The organism is Sphingomonas sp. MS122 (assembly GCF_049532975.1).
Lineage (GTDB): Bacteria > Pseudomonadota > Alphaproteobacteria > Sphingomonadales > Sphingomonadaceae > Sphingomonas.
On sequence record NZ_CP186695.1, the window covers coordinates 1,261,834 to 1,276,618 of the forward strand.

The following is a 14,785-nucleotide window of genomic DNA, read 5'->3' on the forward strand; positions in this document are numbered from 1 at the left end:
AATGCGTAGGGCGGGGTCGTGAACGACCTGCCGATCCACGCCGCGCTGCCCGCTCTGCTTGCCGCGCTGCGCGATGCGAGCAACGCCGTGCTGGTCGCGCCGCCCGGCGCGGGCAAGACCACCGCGGTCGCCCCGGCGTTGCTGTCGGAACCATGGTGCACCGGCGAGATCCTGCTGCTCTCCCCCCGCCGTCTCGCCGCGCGCGCGGCCGCCGAGCGGATGGCGTCGCTTGCCGGCCAACCCGTCGGCAAGGCCTATGGCTATGCCACCCGGATGGACACACGCCGTTCGGGCGAGACCCGCGTGACCGTCGTTACCGAGGGGATCTTCGTCAATCGCATCCAGGCCGATCCCGAGCTCTCCGGCGTCTCCGCCGTGCTGTTCGACGAGGTGCACGAGCGCAGCCTCGACAGCGATTTCGGCCTCGCGCTCGCGCTCGACGCGCAGGCGGCGCTGCGCCCCGATCTACGACTGCTCGCCATGTCCGCCACGCTCGACGGCGCGCGCTTCTCCACGCTGATGGGCGACGCGCCAGTGATCGAGAGCGAAGGCCGGAGCCACCCACTCGAGCTGCACCACCTCGGCCGCGCGGCAGAAGCGCGGATCGAGGATTCGGTCGCCGCGGCGATCCGTCTGGCACTGCGCGAGGGCGACGGCGGCATCCTCGCCTTCCTTCCCGGCGTCGCCGAGATCGAGCGAGTGGCCGAACGGCTCGATCCGCCGCCCGGCACGATCCTGCACAAGCTCCACGGCAGCCTCGACCCCGCCGCGCAGCGCGCCGCGATCGCTCCCGATTCCACCGGCAGGCGCAAGATCGTGCTCGCAACGTCGATCGCCGAGACTTCGCTCACCCTTGACGGCATTCGCGTGGTGGTCGACTCCGGCCTCGCCCGTCGCCCGCGCTACGATCGCGCTGCGGGCATGACTCGCCTCGTCACCGAACGCGCCAGCCAGGCCGCGGTCACCCAGCGCGCCGGCCGCGCCGCGCGCCAGGGGCCGGGCGTCGCCTATCGGCTATGGGAAGCCGCCGCCACCGCCGGCCTACCGCGCTTCGATCCGCCCGAAATCCTCGAAGCCGATCTCTCCGCGCTGATCCTCGATTGCGCGCTGTGGGGCGTCACCGATCCGCGCGGCCTCAACTGGCTGGATCCGCCGCCCGAGGCTGCGGTGCAGGAAGCTCGCGCCCGCCTCGCCGCGCTCGAAGCGCTCGATCCCGACGGCCGTCCCACCGCGCATGGCAAGGCGATCGCGCGCCTGCCGCTCCCGCCGCGCCTTGGCCATATGCTCGTGCGCGCGGGCGAGATCGGCCTTGCGACCACCGCCGCGCAAGTCGCCGTGCTGCTCGGCGAGCGCGGCGTGGGCGGGCCCGACGCCGATCTCGAGCACCGGCTGCGCCGCTGGCGTACCGAGCGCGGCCAGCGTGCCGAGGCGGGTCGCAAGCTCGCCGAGCGTTGGGCGAAACTGGTTCCCGGCAGCGCGGCGGAGACGATCCAGCCGGGATCGCCCGAAGCCGTCGCCACCTGTGTCGCCCTCGCCTTCCCCGACCGCATCGCCCGCCGCCGCGACACTTCGGGCGAGACCTGGGCTTCGGCCGGCGGCCGCGGTTTCCGGCTCGATCCCGCTTCCTCGCTCGCGCGTCACGAATGGCTCGCCGTGGCCGAGACGCAAGGCATGGCCGCGGGCGCGCGCATTCTCTCCGCCGCGCCGCTCGATCCCACGGATATCGGGACGCTGTTCGCCCATCGTATCGAGACACGACGCACCGTCCGCTTCGACCCCTCCACGGGCCGCATCGAGGCGACGCGCGAACGCCGCCTCGGCGCGATCCGTCTCTCGTCGGGTCCCGACACCGCGGCCGACCCCGAGGAGATCGCTGCCGCGCTGCTCGAAGGGGTGCGCACGCACGGCCTCGACCTGCTGCCCTGGTCCGCCACCGCGCGCATGCTGCGCACCCGCGCCGCCTATGCCGGGCTCGACATGCTCGCCGACGGAGCGCTGATCGCCGTTCTCGACGACTGGCTGCCGCCGCTGCTCGCCGGCAAGCGCCGCCTTGACGCCATTCCGGCCGAGGCGCTGACCCAGGCGCTGCAGAACCGCCTCGGCTGGGACGGGCAGAAGCAGCTCGACCGGCTCGCCCCGGCTCGCTTCGAGACGCCGGCAGGCTCTACGCACGAGATCGACTATGCCGCGGAAGGCGGTCCCACCGTCGAGCTGCGCGTCCAGGCGCTGTTCGGCCTCGCCACGCACCCCAGGCTCGGCGACGGGACTCCGCTCGTGCTCTCGCTCACCTCGCCGGCCGGCCGCCCGATCCAGACCACCCGCGACCTGCCCGGTTTCTGGAAGGGCAGCTGGGCCGATGTCGCCAAGGAGATGCGCGGACGCTATCCCCGCCATCCCTGGCCCGACGACCCCGCCGCCGCAGCGGCGACGCTGCGCACCAAAAATGCGGATGCGCGGCGCGCCGGATCGCGATAAGGGACGGAACCATGTCCACCGCACGCATCTATCAGCGCCCGAAGAACGCCATGCAGTCGGGCCGTTTCCGCACCGATCGCTGGGTACTCGAATTCGATCCCGGCGAGCAGCAGCGCCCCGATCCGCTGACCGGCTGGGCCGGCTCGGGCGACACGCGCAACCAGCTGCGCCTCAATTTCCCGACACTCGAGGCGGCGCGGGACTATGCGACGCGCGAGGGAATCGCGTTTCACGTCGTCCCCGCGCCGCAGCGCAAGCTCAAGCTCCAGGCCTACGCCGACAATTTCCGGTGACCCCGGCGGAGCTGCTCGACCGCTGGATCGCGGCGTTCAATGCAGGCGACGCCGATGCGCTCGCCGCGCTCTACCATGACGATGCGGTCAATCATCAGGTCGCCAATGCTCCGGTCGAGGGCCGCGAGGCGATCCGCGCGATGTTCGCCGCCGAGTTCGCCGCAGCCGAAATGGTATGCATCCCGGTCAACCGCATCGCCGACGGCGAATGGGCGGCGATGGAGTGGCAAGACCCGATGGGCTTTCGCGGCTGCGGCTTCTTCCACGTCGTCGACGGCCACATCCGGCATCAGCGCGGCTATTGGGACCGGCTGAGCTTCGAGCGGCTCTACGCCGGCACCGGCTAGGTCAGGAAGGACTGGCCGAGCACCAGCAGCAGCTTGACGTCGATCGCCAGCCCGCGCGCGCGGCAATCCGCGACGAACGCGGGCACTTCGCCCAGCTTGACGCGGTGTACCGTAATGCCTTCCTCCTCGACGCCGCCGCCTTCGCCCGTGCGCTCCAGCTCGTGCGCCCGCACCAGCGTGAAGCTCTCGCTGACCATCCCCGGCGAGGAGAAATATTCGCCGAGTGATTCGACCCGGCCGGGGCGATAGCCGGTCTCCTCCTCCAGCTCACGCGCCGCGGCGATCTCCACTGCCTCGTCGTCGGTCTCGTCGCCGACCAGGCCTGCGGGCAGCTCAAGGCAGGCCCGGCCCAACGGCACGCGATATTGCTCGACCAGGATCAGATGATCCTCGTCGATCGCCACGATCACCGCCGCGCGAATGCCGCGGGCACGCGACACATATTCCCAGCGACCCTGCTTCTTGGCGGTGATGAACTTGCCCTGCCAGACCGTCTCGACGGTGGCGTCCGCATCCGGCGGCGTCATAGTTCGATCAGCCGGTCGGGTAGTTCGTTGGCGTCGGCCTCGGTCTTGGGGAAATATTGCGCCAGCACGGTGCCGATCTGCGCCACCGCAGCCACCATCCCGCCCGCCGGATCACCCGCACGAATGCGATCGACCAGCGCGACCATCGCCTCACCCCACACCGCGTCGTCGACCTTGGCGAGGATCGCCTCGTCGGCGACGATCTCGGCGCGATGCTCGGCTAGGCTGAGATAGAGCAGCACCCCGACGCGCGCCGCGGTACGCTTCTCGGCGCTCGCCTTGAAGAACTGCACCGCACGCCGCCGCACCCGGCGCCCGCGCACCGCCGCGGGGATCATCAGCCCGCGGAACGGCAGCATCTCGAACCCGAAGCGCACGACAAGGAACAGCACCGCCTGCACCACCACCAGCAAGGCGAGCTGGATGTGCCGGTCGGCCTCACCCCACCCGCCGGTGAACAGCGCCAGCTTGGCGTCGAGCAGACCGGGAAAGGCCGCGAACAATCCCAGCGCCGCGAGCATCGCCGCCGCGGCGTAGTAGAGCGAGACGTCGTGATAATGATCCGACCAATCGGTGACGATCGTCACGATCTCGCTGTCGGTGCCGCGTTCCGCCTCGGCGACCGCGCCGGTCACCCTGCCGTGTTCATCGCTCGTGAACCGCCTTGTCATCACCAGCCCCCCGATGCGCCGCCGCCGCCGAACGACCCGCCGCCGCCCGAAAAGCCGCCGCCTCCGCCGCCCCAAGACGATCCGCCCCCGTCCCACGAGCTTCCGCCGCCCCAGGACGAGGAGCCGCCATCGCCCCAGCCGGGACCCCAAATCACCACCGGGGCGTGGCCGCCGCGATATTTCCTGCCGCGCGCCGCGCCGATCGCGATCGGCAGCACGATCAGCAGGATGACGAAGATCCAGAAGGCGATGACGAACCAGTTCGCGCCCCCGCCGCTCGACCGCCGGCGATTCCCCGCGTCGATCAGCTGCTTTGCGCGGGCCTCGGCGGCTTCGAGCGGTAATTTGAGCTGCTCGTTGATCGCGGTTGCCCCCGCGACGATCCCGCCGCCCATATCGTTGGCGCGGAAACGCGGCAGGATGGTGTCACGGATGATCATCCCTGACAGCGCATCGGTCATGATCGGCTCGAGGCCATAGCCGACCTCGATCCGCACCCGGCGTTCCTTGGGCGCGATCAGCAGGATGATGCCGTTGTCCGCTTCCGACTGGCCAATCTTCCATTCGCGGCCGAGCTTGTAACCGAAATCCTCGATCGGATAGCCCTGCAAGTCAGGTACGGTTGCCACCACCAGCTGCCGTCCGGTCGCCTTCTCGGTCGCGTCCGACATCGCGGTCAGCTGCGCGGTCTGGTCCGGGCTGAGCAGGTTCGCGGCATCGACCACGCGGCCGGTCAGCTTTGGAAAGGTCTGCGCCTGCGCCGCGGTGCCGGCCAGCACCCCGAGCATCAGCGCGAGGAGGAACTGCAATATTCTCACCGCTTCACTCCCGGCACGCCGATCTCACGAATGATCCCGGCGCTGCCCGTCAGAATACCGCCCGTCATGTCACCGCGGCGAAAACGCGGCAGGATCCGCTGCTGGATGATCGCCGCAGCCTCGGCATCAGTCAGCGTCCTTTCGAGGCCGCGACCGACCTCTATCCGGACCTTGCGCTCGTTGGGCGCGACGATCAGCAATACGCCGTCGTCATATCCTCTGCGGCCGAGGCGCCAGCCCCGGCCGAGCGCCAACCCCACCTTCTCGATCGGCTTGCCATCCAGCGTGGGGAGCGTGACGACGACGAATTGGTGCCCGGTGGCGCGCTCAGTCTCTTCGAGCGCTCGGCTTAACAGGGTCTCGCGATCCGCCGGTAGCAGCCCCGCATTGTCCACCACTCGCCCGGTCAGCTCGGGCAGGTCATATGGCCCCGCCGGCGCCTGCGCCGCAGAGGGCTCGCCGCACGCGGCCAGCGCCGCCGCGGCGAGCATCAACAAGGGCTGCATCATCGCCTCCGCTCCGTCAGGGGCGGCTCAGCTCTGGTTCCCGAAATTCACCGTCGGCGCGGTCTCCGCCCCCGGCGTGGTCGCCTGGAACGGGGTCATCGGCTTGGCGCCGTAGAAGATCTTGGCGCCGATCGCGTCGGGGAAAGTGCGGATGGTGGTGTTATAGCTCTGCACCGCCTCGTTATAATCGCGGCGCGAGATGCCGATGCGGTTCTCGGTGCCTTCGAGCTGGGTCATCAGCGTCGAATAGTTCGCCTGGCTCTTGAGCTCGGGATAGGCTTCCTGCAGCCGCTGCAGCGACAGCGTGACCGCGTTCTGGGCGCGATCGAACGCCTGGACCTTGGCCGGATCGGTCAAGTCGGCGTCGCTGACGCGCACCTGCGTCGCGGCGGCGCGCGCCTGGGTCACCTCGACCAGGATCGACTTCTCCTGCGCGCCGGCGGCACGGACGGTCGAGACGAGGTTGGGGATCAGGTCGGCGCGGCGCTGATACTGGTTCTGCACCTCGGCCCATTTCGCCTTCGCATTCTCCTCGGCAGTCGGAACGCTGTTGAGCCCGCAGGCCGACAGCAGGGCGGCGGAAACCAGCGCGGCAACGAGACGAAGCTTCATGTCGAAACATCCCTCCAAGTGTGTCGCATCAATACGACACCCGCGAAGGTAGGGGAGGCCGCGCCGCTTCGCAATGGAAAGCCGGGTTGCCGCCCCCGAATCGCCCGGTTACCCTCGCCCCGCACAGACAGCTCAGGGGTGCGTTCATGATCAACGAATTCAAGGCCTTCATCGCGCGCGGCAACGTGCTCGACCTCGCCGTCGCGGTCATCATCGGCGCGGCGTTCGGCAAGATCGTGACCTCGCTGACCGAGGACATCATCATGCCGGTGATCGGCAAGATTTTCGGCGGGCTCGATTTCTCAAGCTATTTCCTGATCCTTGGCGACGTGCCCGCGAACCTCCAGGGCTCGACAGACTATGCCGCGCTCAAAAAGGCCGGCGTGCCGCTGTTCGGCTATGGCGAGTTCATTACCCAGACGGTCAATTTCCTGATCGTCGCCTTCATCATCTTCCTGCTGGTGCGCGCGGTGAACCGCATCGTCCCGGCGACTCAGGCCGCTGCGGCGGAGGATCCGGCCGATGTCGTGCTGCTGCGCGAGATCCGCGACGAGCTGAAGAAGCGCAACGGCGCGGCTTAGGCCGCTGCGAGATCCTCGGCGGTGGCGTCCGCGAGGCTGGTGCCGTCGAGGATCCGTGCGGTCTCGTCGCGGACCCGCGCCATCGCGTGGCGGATCGCACACGCTGCCTCGTCCTTACAGTCGAGGCACGGGCGATAGGCGGTTCGGCTGACGCACGGCACCAGCGCCAGCGGTCCCTCGATCACGCGGATGATCTCACCCAGCGAGATGAGGTGGTTGGGCCGCGACAGGCGGTAGCCGCCCATCTTGCCGCGCGTCGAATCGAGGAACCCCGCCTCGCGCAGGTCGGCCAAGATCAGCTCGAGGAACTTGCGCGGCACGTTCGCCTCGGCCGCGATCCGCGTCATCGGCGTCGGCGCGCCGTCCCGCGGCTGCTTCGCCAGGAAGAGCATGGCGCGCAGGGCATAACGGGAACGCTGGGTAAGCATGGCATGTTATTTGCTCCCCCTTTATGGCCTTCACAAGGCCAAATCCCGCTCTTTTCAATCGGATTTGCACTTCCTATATCAGGGAGTGCCGGGTTCGCCCGGCTATGACGATAAAGTGCGGCGTGCAATAGACGCAGCGGACCCGGGGGCAGTACCCGGCGGCTCCACCAGAAATGGTGGTGGAACTGGACACCGTTTCTGACGGGGCCGAACCAGGATCGACGTGTGTTGAAAAGCGCTGTTTTCGTTCGGAATGGGACCACCGCAACGGCCCATACACACAAGTGCCAACGATAACGAAGCACTCGCTATTGCGGCGTAATCCCACGGCTTAACGGCCCAGGATTACTCTAAAATGCGCGGTTGGACCGCACCGGGCAACAGAAGCGGATTCCAGCGGTACGGGAGGCACCGGGCAACAGAAGCCTCCCACTTATTCCTCCCGTGCGAGCCGCTCCTCCTCGCGGCTGAACGCGGTGACGCCCTTGCTGTCCGGCGGGGTCGCGGTGGCGAAGAACGCCACGCCGGTCCCCTTCGCACGATCGATCCACAGCCCCGAGCGCAGCCCATAGGCCTCGCCGGCATGCCCAACGCGGGCGCGCTCGTCGCCGAACAGATCGTCGGCGCACCCTTTGCGCTTGGTCGGCAAGGCGGTCACCGCCAGCCCATACTGGCAATAGAAGCCATTCGACGTGTCGCCATTGGCCCCGTCGAACCGCCACGCCACGCGCTCCAATTCGGCGATCGACTTGCGGCTGAGAAAACTCCCATCGTTCCGCAGCAGCATCCGCCCGATCACCGCGAGATCGCGCATCGATGCGCGGAGGCCGCCCTGCGGCGAGAACAGCGCGCCATTCTCCCCCAGCCGATATATCGCGAGGTCGCACCCCGCCCTGGCGATCACCGGGCAATCCGGCCGCTCGCCGCGCAGATCATCCAGCGCCACCTCGCCGGTCGTGCGATACAGCACGACGTGGCGGGCGATCTTCGCATCCGTGCACGTCGACCAGTTGAAGCACGCGTCGAGCTTGAGCGGCGCCAGCACCAGCCGCTGCATGAGGCGATCGAAGCGCTCGCCGCTCGCCTTCTCCATCACGCTCGCGATCACCGGAAAGCCGATATTGGCGTAGCGGAAATACGCGCCCGGCCGATGCCCGGCATCCCATAGTTCGGGTCGCGCCACGCGCTCGGCGAGCCGGTCGCCGAGGGGCACGCGATATTCCTCGGGATCGATCAGCCCGGAGCGGTGCGAGAGCAACTGCCGCAGCGTCACCGGCGCCTCGGGAAAGGCCGGGTTGCGCACCCGCCAGCCGAGCAGCTCGCTCACGTCGCGGTCGAGATCGAGCTGTCCTGCCTCGACCATCCGCATCACGCCCAGCGCGACGACCAGCTTGGAGATGCTAGCGATCCGCACCGGATCGTCGGCAGTGACGGGACGGCCGGTCGTACGGTCAGCGATGCCCGCGGTGCGCGCACCGGTCTCGCCGCGCAGATCGAAGGCGACCCGCACCTCCGCCTGGGCCGCAGCCGGCGGACAGACCGCGACGCTCGCGAGCAACAGGAGCAGAAGGCGCATCGCGCGATGATGGCAGGGACCGGCGCGCCTCGCCAGCCCCCGCGCACGCGTCAGGCGGCCGTGCCCTCGAGCGAGGCCATGTCGATCACGAAGCGGTACTTCACGTCGCCCTTGACCATCCGGTCATAGGCAGCGTCGATATCCTGCATCGCGATCATCTCGATGTCCGCAGTGAGGCCATGCGCCTGGCAGAAATCGAGCATCTCCTGCGTCTCGGCGATCCCGCCGATCAGCGACCCGGCGATCGCGCGGCGGCGGAACACCAGGTTCATCACCGAGGGCGAGGGGTGGGCGTGCTCGGGCACGCCGACCAACGTCAGCGTGCCGTCACGCTTGAGCAGCGCGGTGAACGCGTCGAGATCGTGGCTGACCGCCACCGTGTTTAGAATGAAATCGAAGCTGTTGGCGTGGCTCGCCATCTGCTCGGCGTCGCGCGACACCACGACTTCATGCGCGCCCAGCGCCAGCGCGGCGGCACGCTTGCTCTCCGACGTGGTGAAGGCGACGACATGCGCGCCCATCGCCGCGGCGATCCTCACGCCCATATGGCCGAGCCCGCCGATGCCGACCACGCCGACTTTCTTGCCCGGCCCCGCGCCCCAATGCTTGAGCGGCGAATAGGTGGTGATGCCCGCACACAGCAGCGGCGCGACCGCGGCGAGATCGGCCTCGTCATGGCCGATGCGCAGCACGAAGCTCTCCTTGACCACGATCTTGTCCGAATAGCCGCCGAAGGTGTGACCGCCGAGATGCTTGTCCGCGCCGTTATAAGTGCCGACGAAGCCGGTCCCCTCGCAATATTGCTCCTCGCCGTCATCGCACGACGGGCAGGCGCCGCAACTGTCGACCATGCAGCCGACACCGACCAGGTCGCCGACCGCGAACCTGGTCACCTCGCCGCCCACCGCGGTCACCCGCCCGACGATCTCGTGGCCGGGGACGCAAGGGAAGATCGTGCCGTCCCACTCGCTGCGCGCGGTGTGCAGGTCGGAATGGCACACGCCGCAGAACAGGATGTCGATCGCGACATCGTCGGGCTGCACGTCGCGCCGGTCGAAGCTGAACGGAGCGAGCGGGGTGGTCGCCGATTGCGCGGCATACGCCAGGGCTTGGCTGGGCATGGAACGTCCCTTTTTGTCGGAGGAATGGGCGGCGGCGGATATCGGTGCGCCCCCGTCACCACGCCAGAGCCGCGGGCACGATTGCAGAAAAATCAATCGTGCCCGCGGTCCGCCTTCGCCGCTCAATACATCGCGCGCCCGCAATTATAGGCCGGGACGCGGCCGGTGCCCGAACCGACGAAGCCCGAATAGCGCACATCGTCCTGCGCCAGCGCGTTCAGATATTCCTCGATATTGGGATAGCCGTCGCCATCGGCATCGGCGTTGGCGTCCCACACATTGGGATTGGTGTTGGTGAAGCGCCGTTCCCAGTCATCGGGCATGCCGTCATTGTCGGCGTCGGGCTTGGCCCCGCCCTGAGTCAGGTTCGCCCAGCCGCCTGCGCCCGCCACGGTCGATGCCCAGGTCGACGCGAACAGCCAGGGCGAGGAGTCGCAGGTGCGCAGATCGTCGATATAGAGCGCGTCGACATTGTCGCGGCAGGGGCCGTCGCGGCACAGATCCGCGCCGGCATAGGCCATCACGTCGCGCAGCGCCTGCTCCGGCGAGGTAATCTTGGCCGGATCGAACGTCAGCGAGCGGCCTGGTGCGAGCGCATAGCTGCTGTTCTGCACCACGCCGAGCCCGTTGCGCGAACAGTCTGCGACGCCGGCCGGTGTCACGCCGCAGATCGTCGAGGGCACGACATGGTCGATGAAGCCCGCGGCATTGACGAAGGGATCGGTCACGGTCGCCCCGAACTGGCCGGCGATGCGCGTGCGCGGGGTCACATTGTCGCGCGCATAGATATCGAAGCCGAAGCTCGACGCGCCGCCCGGCGTGTAGAGCGCCATCAGATAGTTGCCGTCGCTGGCATTGTAGCGCGGCCCGCGCAAATTCACGTTGCCGATGTAATTGGCATAGACGCTGCCGAACTGGTTGGAGATCAGCCCGCTCTCCGAGATGAAGTCGTAGACGACATTGTTGAAGATGTCGGCCTGGCCGGTATTGCCTGCGGCCGGCGGGTTGTTGCCCGGCGCGATGTTGATCCCGCGCTGGTCGCCATGCTGCGTGAGGTTGTGCGCGATGGTGACGTTGTTGGCGGGCTTGAGGAAGAAGGTCTTGCAGTGCAGCGACGAGCTGTGCCCGGCGTTGAGGCAGATGTTGGGCCCGATGATCGACCATTGGATGGTGCAGTTGCTGCACGCCGTGTCGAGGCTCTCGTCGGTACCGAACATGCTCGAGACATGATCGATGATCTGGAAGCTGGTCTCCTGCAGCCGGATCGGATCGCCATTGTCCGACGACCGCCCGGGATGCTCGCCGAGCCGGGCGCGGACGTGGCGCAGGATCATGTGATCGCCGCCGCGCCGCGTGTCGATCAGCGAGTCGACCGGGTTGTAGTTGGCGCCGAGCCGGAACTCGATGCCGCCGGGCGAGGTCTGGCCGGCGATGTAGATCTTGGGCGTGGTGATCCGCGCGGGCGATTGCAGGATGATCGCGCCGGCCACGTCGAACACGCAATAGCGCGGCCGCCCGGCGGGGATCGCGTAGGGCGTGCTGACGGCGAGCGCGAGCGCGCATTCGCGATAGCTGATCTTGCCGTCGTTCGGATCGGCGACGTCGTCGAGCGTGTTGATCTTGTACACCACGGCGTTGGTCGCGCGCACGCTGGTGCTGCGCCCGAAGCCGATCGCGGTGGGGAAGGCGAGCGGATGGAGCGCGCGATCGGGAATCCCGCCATTGTCCGGATTGGCGAAGGCTGCGGCGGCGCCGGCAGCGGGCGGCGGTCCCTGCACCGTCACGACGGCCGAGCCCGCCACCACACTCGAGCCGAAGGTGCAGCTCAAGGTGAAGTTGGTGGTCGCGGCGGGATTGACCGTGACGCTCCCGCTCGCCGGCTGGGCGCCGCTGAACCCCGCGCCGCCGCTGGCGGTGCAGCCGGTCGCGCCGGCGGAGCTGGTCCAGCTGAGCGTGGTCGACGCGCCGGGCGCGATCGTGGCGGACGCGACGGTGAGGGTCACGGTCGCCGCGGTCGAAGAGGTCGGGGTGGGGGTCGGGACCGGCGTCACGACGCCGCCCGAACTCCCGCTACTACCGCCGCCGCCGCTGCAGCCGGCCAGGAGCAGGACCAACGCCAGTGCCGCTTGCAACCCAGCGGGCCGATCCCGGTGCAGGTCGGATCGCGCCATTACTCACAATTCTCCGGTGTCTAGATCAGCGTCGCTTTAGTCACCCGTGGTAGGCGCCACCAGTTGGCCAAAGGGACATGCGGCCAGCGTGCCGCGCCGCCCGTTTGGACCACCGCACGAGCGAAATCAGGAGTTTCCGACGAGCAGTTGTGACAACAAAAAGGGCCCCGGTTTCCCGGGACCCCCTTCATTTCATCCTGAGTTTGAAACGCTCAGTCGTCTCCGCCGGTCAGGAACGCCGGGAGGCCGATGTCCTCGCCGCCTTCGTCCTTGCTCTCGGAGCGCTCACGGCGAGGACGATCGCCCCGTTCACCGCGCGGGCCGCGATCGCGGTCACCACCTTCGCGGCGCGGACCACGGTCGCCGTCGCGGCCGCCACGGCCGCCCTCACGGCGACGGTCGCCGCGACCTTCCCGATCGCCACGTTCGCCACGCTCACGCGGCTCGCGCGCGGGCCGCGTGTCCTCGAGCTCGGCGCCGGTCTCCTGGTCGACGACGCGCATCGACAGGCGGACCTTGCCGCGCTGGTCGATCTCGAGCACCTTGACCTTGACTTCCTGGCCTTCGCTCAGGACGTCCGAGACCTTCTCGACGCGCTCGTTCTTGATCTCGGAGACGTGGACGAGGCCGTCCTTGCCGCCCATGAAGTTCACGAACGCGCCGAAATCGACGAGGTTGACGACCTTGCCGGTGTAGATCTTGCCGACCTCGGGCTCCTCGACGATGCCCTTGATCCAGTTCATCGCGGCTTCGATCTGCGACACGTCCGACGAGCTGATCTTGATCACGCCCTCGTCGTCGATGTCGACCTTGGCGCCGGTGGTGGCGACGATCTCGCGGATCACCTTGCCGCCGGTGCCGATCACGTCGCGGATCTTCGACTTGTCGATCTGCATCGTCTCGATGCGCGGCGCGTGCGCCGACAGCTCCGAACGGACCTCGCCCAGCGCCTTGTTCATCTCGCCGAGGATGTGCGCACGGCCGTCCTTGGCCTGCTTGAGCGCCGCCTCGAAGATCTCCTTGGTAATGCCGGCGATCTTGATGTCCATCTGCATCGTCGTGATGCCCTCGGACGTGCCCGCCACCTTGAAGTCCATGTCGCCGAGGTGATCTTCGTCACCGAGAATGTCTGAGAGGATCGCGAAATCCTTGCCCTCGAGGATCAGGCCCATCGCGATGCCCGAGACCGGGCGCTTGATCGGCACGCCGGCGTCCATCATCGCGAGGCTGCCGCCGCATACCGACGCCATCGACGACGAGCCGTTGGACTCGGTGATGTCGCTGGTCAGGCGGATCGTGTAGGGAAACTCCTCCTTGGTCGGCAGCACCGGGTGCAGCGCGCGCCACGCCAGCTTGCCATGACCCACCTCGCGGCGGCCCGGCGCGCCGAAGCGGCCGACTTCACCGACCGAATAGGGCGGGAAGTTATAGTGCAGCATGAAATGCTGGTAGCTGAGCCCGTTCAGGCCATCGATCATCTGCTCGGCGTCCTTGGTGCCGAGCGTGGCGGTGGCGATGGTCTGGGTCTCGCCGCGGGTGAACAGCGCCGAGCCATGCGCACGCGGGAGGAAGTGCGTCTCCGCCACGATCGGGCGGATCTGCGTGGTCGTGCGGCCGTCGATGCGGATGCCGTCCTTGAGGATCGCGCCGCGGACGATGTCGGCCTCGAGCTTCTTCACCAGCTTGAGCGTGCCGAGATACTGGGCGGGATCGCTTTCCTTGAGGTCAGCGAACAGGTCGCGCGCCTTGGTCCGCGCCTCGTTGATCGCGTCCTGGCGGGCCGACTTGTTGGTCAGCTTGTACGCGGCGGCGAGGTCCTTGCCGATCGCATCCTTGAGCTTCTTCATGGTCGCGGACTTGTCCTCGACCTTGGCCAGCTCCCACGGCTCCTTGGCGGCCTGCTCCGCGAGCTTGACGATCGCCTTGATTACCTCGCGGCAGGCGTCGTGTGCGAACAGCACCGCGCCGAGCATGATCTCTTCCGACAGCTCATTGGCTTCGGATTCGACCATCATCACCGCGTCGTAGGTGGCGGCGACGACGAGGTCGAGGTCGCCCTGCGCAACCTGCTCGTCGGTCGGGTTGAGGATATACTCGCCGTTGAGATAACCGACGCGCGCGGCGCCGATCGGGCCCATGAAGGGCACGCCCGAAATCGTGAGCGCCGCCGACGCCGCGACCATCGCGAGGATGTCCGGCTCGTTCTCGCCGTCATAGCTCAGCACCTGAGCGATGGCGTTGATCTCGTTGTAGAAGCCCTCCGGGAACAGCGGGCGGATCGGGCGGTCGATGAGACGCGAGACCAGAGTCTCCTTCTCGGTGGCGCCGCGCTCGCGCTTGAAGAAGCCGCCGGGGATGCGTCCCGCGGCCGAATACTTCTCCTGGTAATGGACGGTGAGCGGGAAGAAGTCCTGCCCTTCCTTCACGGTCTTCGCGGCGGTGACGGCGCACAGCACCACGGTCTCGCCGAGCGTCGCCATGATGGCGCCGTCGGCCTGGCGGGCAACCTTGCCCGTTTCGAGTGTCAGGGTCTGTCCGCCCCACTCGATCGATACGGTCTTCTTGTCGAACATTTGATTTCCTTTGGACCGGACGCCCTATGCGCCCGGGGCCTGTGTGCGAGCTGTCCGGCTCGCGCGGTGCGGGGTGATTTCACCCC

At 68.0% G+C, this 14,785-nt stretch carries 14 protein-coding genes and 1 other RNA gene; 5 read left to right on the top strand and 10 right to left on the bottom strand.

What is annotated here, in order from left to right; all coding sequences use genetic code 11:
- The first annotated feature begins 18 nt into the window (after nucleotides 1-18).
- From hrpB to ACO227_RS05960, 3 genes are read left to right on the top strand one after another with little or no spacing between them, the layout of a single operon-like run.
- Nucleotides 19-2,475 (top strand): ATP-dependent helicase HrpB, encoded by a 2,457-nt coding sequence (hrpB, locus tag ACO227_RS05950; protein ID WP_423606064.1) that lies wholly within the window; start codon nucleotides 19-21, stop codon nucleotides 2,473-2,475.
- Nucleotides 2,476-2,486: 11 nt separating this feature from the next.
- Nucleotides 2,487-2,768 carry an ETC complex I subunit gene (locus ACO227_RS05955; RefSeq protein ID WP_423606066.1) on the top strand — a complete coding sequence of 94 codons (282 nt, stop codon included), beginning with the start codon at nucleotides 2,487-2,489 and terminating at the stop codon, nucleotides 2,766-2,768.
- Entirely contained in the window at nucleotides 2,765-3,115 is a 351-nt protein-coding gene (locus ACO227_RS05960) for a nuclear transport factor 2 family protein (protein ID WP_423606068.1), read from the top strand. Before ACO227_RS05955 ends, ACO227_RS05960 begins: the two co-directional genes overlap by 4 nt.
- On the opposite strand, the gene ACO227_RS05965 is transcribed toward ACO227_RS05960, so the two are convergent.
- From ACO227_RS05965 to ACO227_RS05985, 5 genes are read right to left on the bottom strand one after another with little or no spacing between them, the layout of a single operon-like run.
- On the bottom strand, nucleotides 3,112-3,642 hold the full coding sequence (locus tag ACO227_RS05965) for an NUDIX hydrolase (protein WP_423606070.1): 531 nt from the start codon (nucleotides 3,640-3,642) through the stop codon (nucleotides 3,112-3,114). The two genes, ACO227_RS05960 and ACO227_RS05965, sit on opposite strands and share 4 nt — an antisense overlap.
- Complete coding sequence (locus ACO227_RS05970; protein ID WP_423606071.1) at nucleotides 3,639-4,277, bottom strand: TPM domain-containing protein; 639 nt, start codon at nucleotides 4,275-4,277, stop codon at nucleotides 3,639-3,641. The genes ACO227_RS05965 and ACO227_RS05970 overlap by 4 nt, the downstream gene beginning before the upstream one ends.
- Before the next feature lie 35 nt (nucleotides 4,278-4,312).
- The gene (locus tag ACO227_RS05975; protein ID WP_423607279.1) at nucleotides 4,313-5,101 is read right to left on the bottom strand and encodes a TPM domain-containing protein; all 789 of its coding nucleotides are present in this window, start codon (nucleotides 5,099-5,101) and stop codon (nucleotides 4,313-4,315) included.
- Between the two features lie 26 nt (nucleotides 5,102-5,127).
- A complete protein-coding gene (locus tag ACO227_RS05980; RefSeq protein WP_423606073.1) occupies nucleotides 5,128-5,640 on the bottom strand; it encodes a TPM domain-containing protein in 513 nt (170 codons plus the stop codon).
- A 24-nt stretch (nucleotides 5,641-5,664) separates the two neighbouring features.
- Nucleotides 5,665-6,249 (bottom strand): LemA family protein, encoded by a 585-nt coding sequence (locus ACO227_RS05985; protein ID WP_423606075.1) that lies wholly within the window; start codon nucleotides 6,247-6,249, stop codon nucleotides 5,665-5,667.
- Between the two features lie 146 nt (nucleotides 6,250-6,395).
- Here ACO227_RS05985 and mscL point away from each other — a divergent pair, with 146 nt between their 5' ends.
- Nucleotides 6,396-6,830 carry a large conductance mechanosensitive channel protein MscL gene (mscL, locus tag ACO227_RS05990; protein ID WP_423606076.1) on the top strand — a complete coding sequence of 145 codons (435 nt, stop codon included), beginning with the start codon at nucleotides 6,396-6,398 and terminating at the stop codon, nucleotides 6,828-6,830.
- On the opposite strand, the gene ACO227_RS05995 is transcribed toward mscL, so the two are convergent.
- Complete coding sequence (locus ACO227_RS05995; protein ID WP_423606077.1) at nucleotides 6,827-7,258, bottom strand: RrF2 family transcriptional regulator; 432 nt, start codon at nucleotides 7,256-7,258, stop codon at nucleotides 6,827-6,829. The two genes, mscL and ACO227_RS05995, sit on opposite strands and share 4 nt — an antisense overlap.
- 47 nt (nucleotides 7,259-7,305) lie before the next feature.
- On the opposite strand from ACO227_RS05995, the gene ssrA reads away from it, so the two are divergent.
- Nucleotides 7,306-7,653, top strand: a transfer-messenger RNA (tmRNA) gene (gene ssrA, locus ACO227_RS06000).
- A gap of 38 nt (nucleotides 7,654-7,691) precedes the next feature.
- On the opposite strand, the gene ACO227_RS06005 is transcribed toward ssrA, so the two are convergent.
- The 4 genes from ACO227_RS06005 to pnp form a co-directional block, all read right to left on the bottom strand.
- Nucleotides 7,692-8,834 (bottom strand): serine hydrolase domain-containing protein, encoded by a 1,143-nt coding sequence (locus ACO227_RS06005; protein ID WP_423606078.1) that lies wholly within the window; start codon nucleotides 8,832-8,834, stop codon nucleotides 7,692-7,694.
- Nucleotides 8,835-8,884: 50 nt separating this feature from the next.
- Nucleotides 8,885-9,955, bottom strand: coding sequence for an NAD(P)-dependent alcohol dehydrogenase (locus ACO227_RS06010; RefSeq protein WP_423606080.1), 1,071 nt, complete (start codon nucleotides 9,953-9,955; stop codon nucleotides 8,885-8,887).
- Between the two features lie 122 nt (nucleotides 9,956-10,077).
- Nucleotides 10,078-12,069, bottom strand: a complete 1,992-nt coding sequence (locus ACO227_RS06015) for a hypothetical protein (protein ID WP_423606081.1) — start codon at nucleotides 12,067-12,069, stop codon at nucleotides 10,078-10,080.
- Nucleotides 12,070-12,338: 269 nt separating this feature from the next.
- A complete protein-coding gene (pnp, locus tag ACO227_RS06020) occupies nucleotides 12,339-14,699 on the bottom strand; it encodes a polyribonucleotide nucleotidyltransferase (RefSeq protein ID WP_423606082.1) in 2,361 nt (786 codons plus the stop codon).
- Between the last annotated feature and the right edge of the window lie 86 nt (nucleotides 14,700-14,785).

Bases quoted from the DNA above. Each gene is read 5' to 3' on its own strand.
- mscL (WP_423606076.1), top strand. From the start codon at position 6,396: ATGATCAACGAATTCAAGGCCTTCATCGCGCGCGGCAACGTGCTCGAC.
- ACO227_RS05965 (WP_423606070.1), bottom strand. From the start codon at position 3,642: ATGACGCCGCCGGATGCGGACGCCACCGTCGAGACGGTCTGGCAGGGC.
- ACO227_RS05955 (WP_423606066.1), top strand. From the start codon at position 2,487: ATGTCCACCGCACGCATCTATCAGCGCCCGAAGAACGCCATGCAGTCG.
- ACO227_RS05995 (WP_423606077.1), bottom strand. From the start codon at position 7,258: ATGCTTACCCAGCGTTCCCGTTATGCCCTGCGCGCCATGCTCTTCCTG.
- ACO227_RS06010 (WP_423606080.1), bottom strand. From the start codon at position 9,955: ATGCCCAGCCAAGCCCTGGCGTATGCCGCGCAATCGGCGACCACCCCG.
- pnp (WP_423606082.1), bottom strand. From the start codon at position 14,699: ATGTTCGACAAGAAGACCGTATCGATCGAGTGGGGCGGACAGACCCTG.
- ACO227_RS05975 (WP_423607279.1), bottom strand. From the start codon at position 5,101: ATGCTCGGGGTGCTGGCCGGCACCGCGGCGCAGGCGCAGACCTTTCCA.
- ACO227_RS06005 (WP_423606078.1), bottom strand. From the start codon at position 8,834: ATGCGCCTTCTGCTCCTGTTGCTCGCGAGCGTCGCGGTCTGTCCGCCG.
- ACO227_RS05980 (WP_423606073.1), bottom strand. From the start codon at position 5,640: ATGATGCAGCCCTTGTTGATGCTCGCCGCGGCGGCGCTGGCCGCGTGC.
- ACO227_RS05985 (WP_423606075.1), bottom strand. From the start codon at position 6,249: ATGAAGCTTCGTCTCGTTGCCGCGCTGGTTTCCGCCGCCCTGCTGTCG.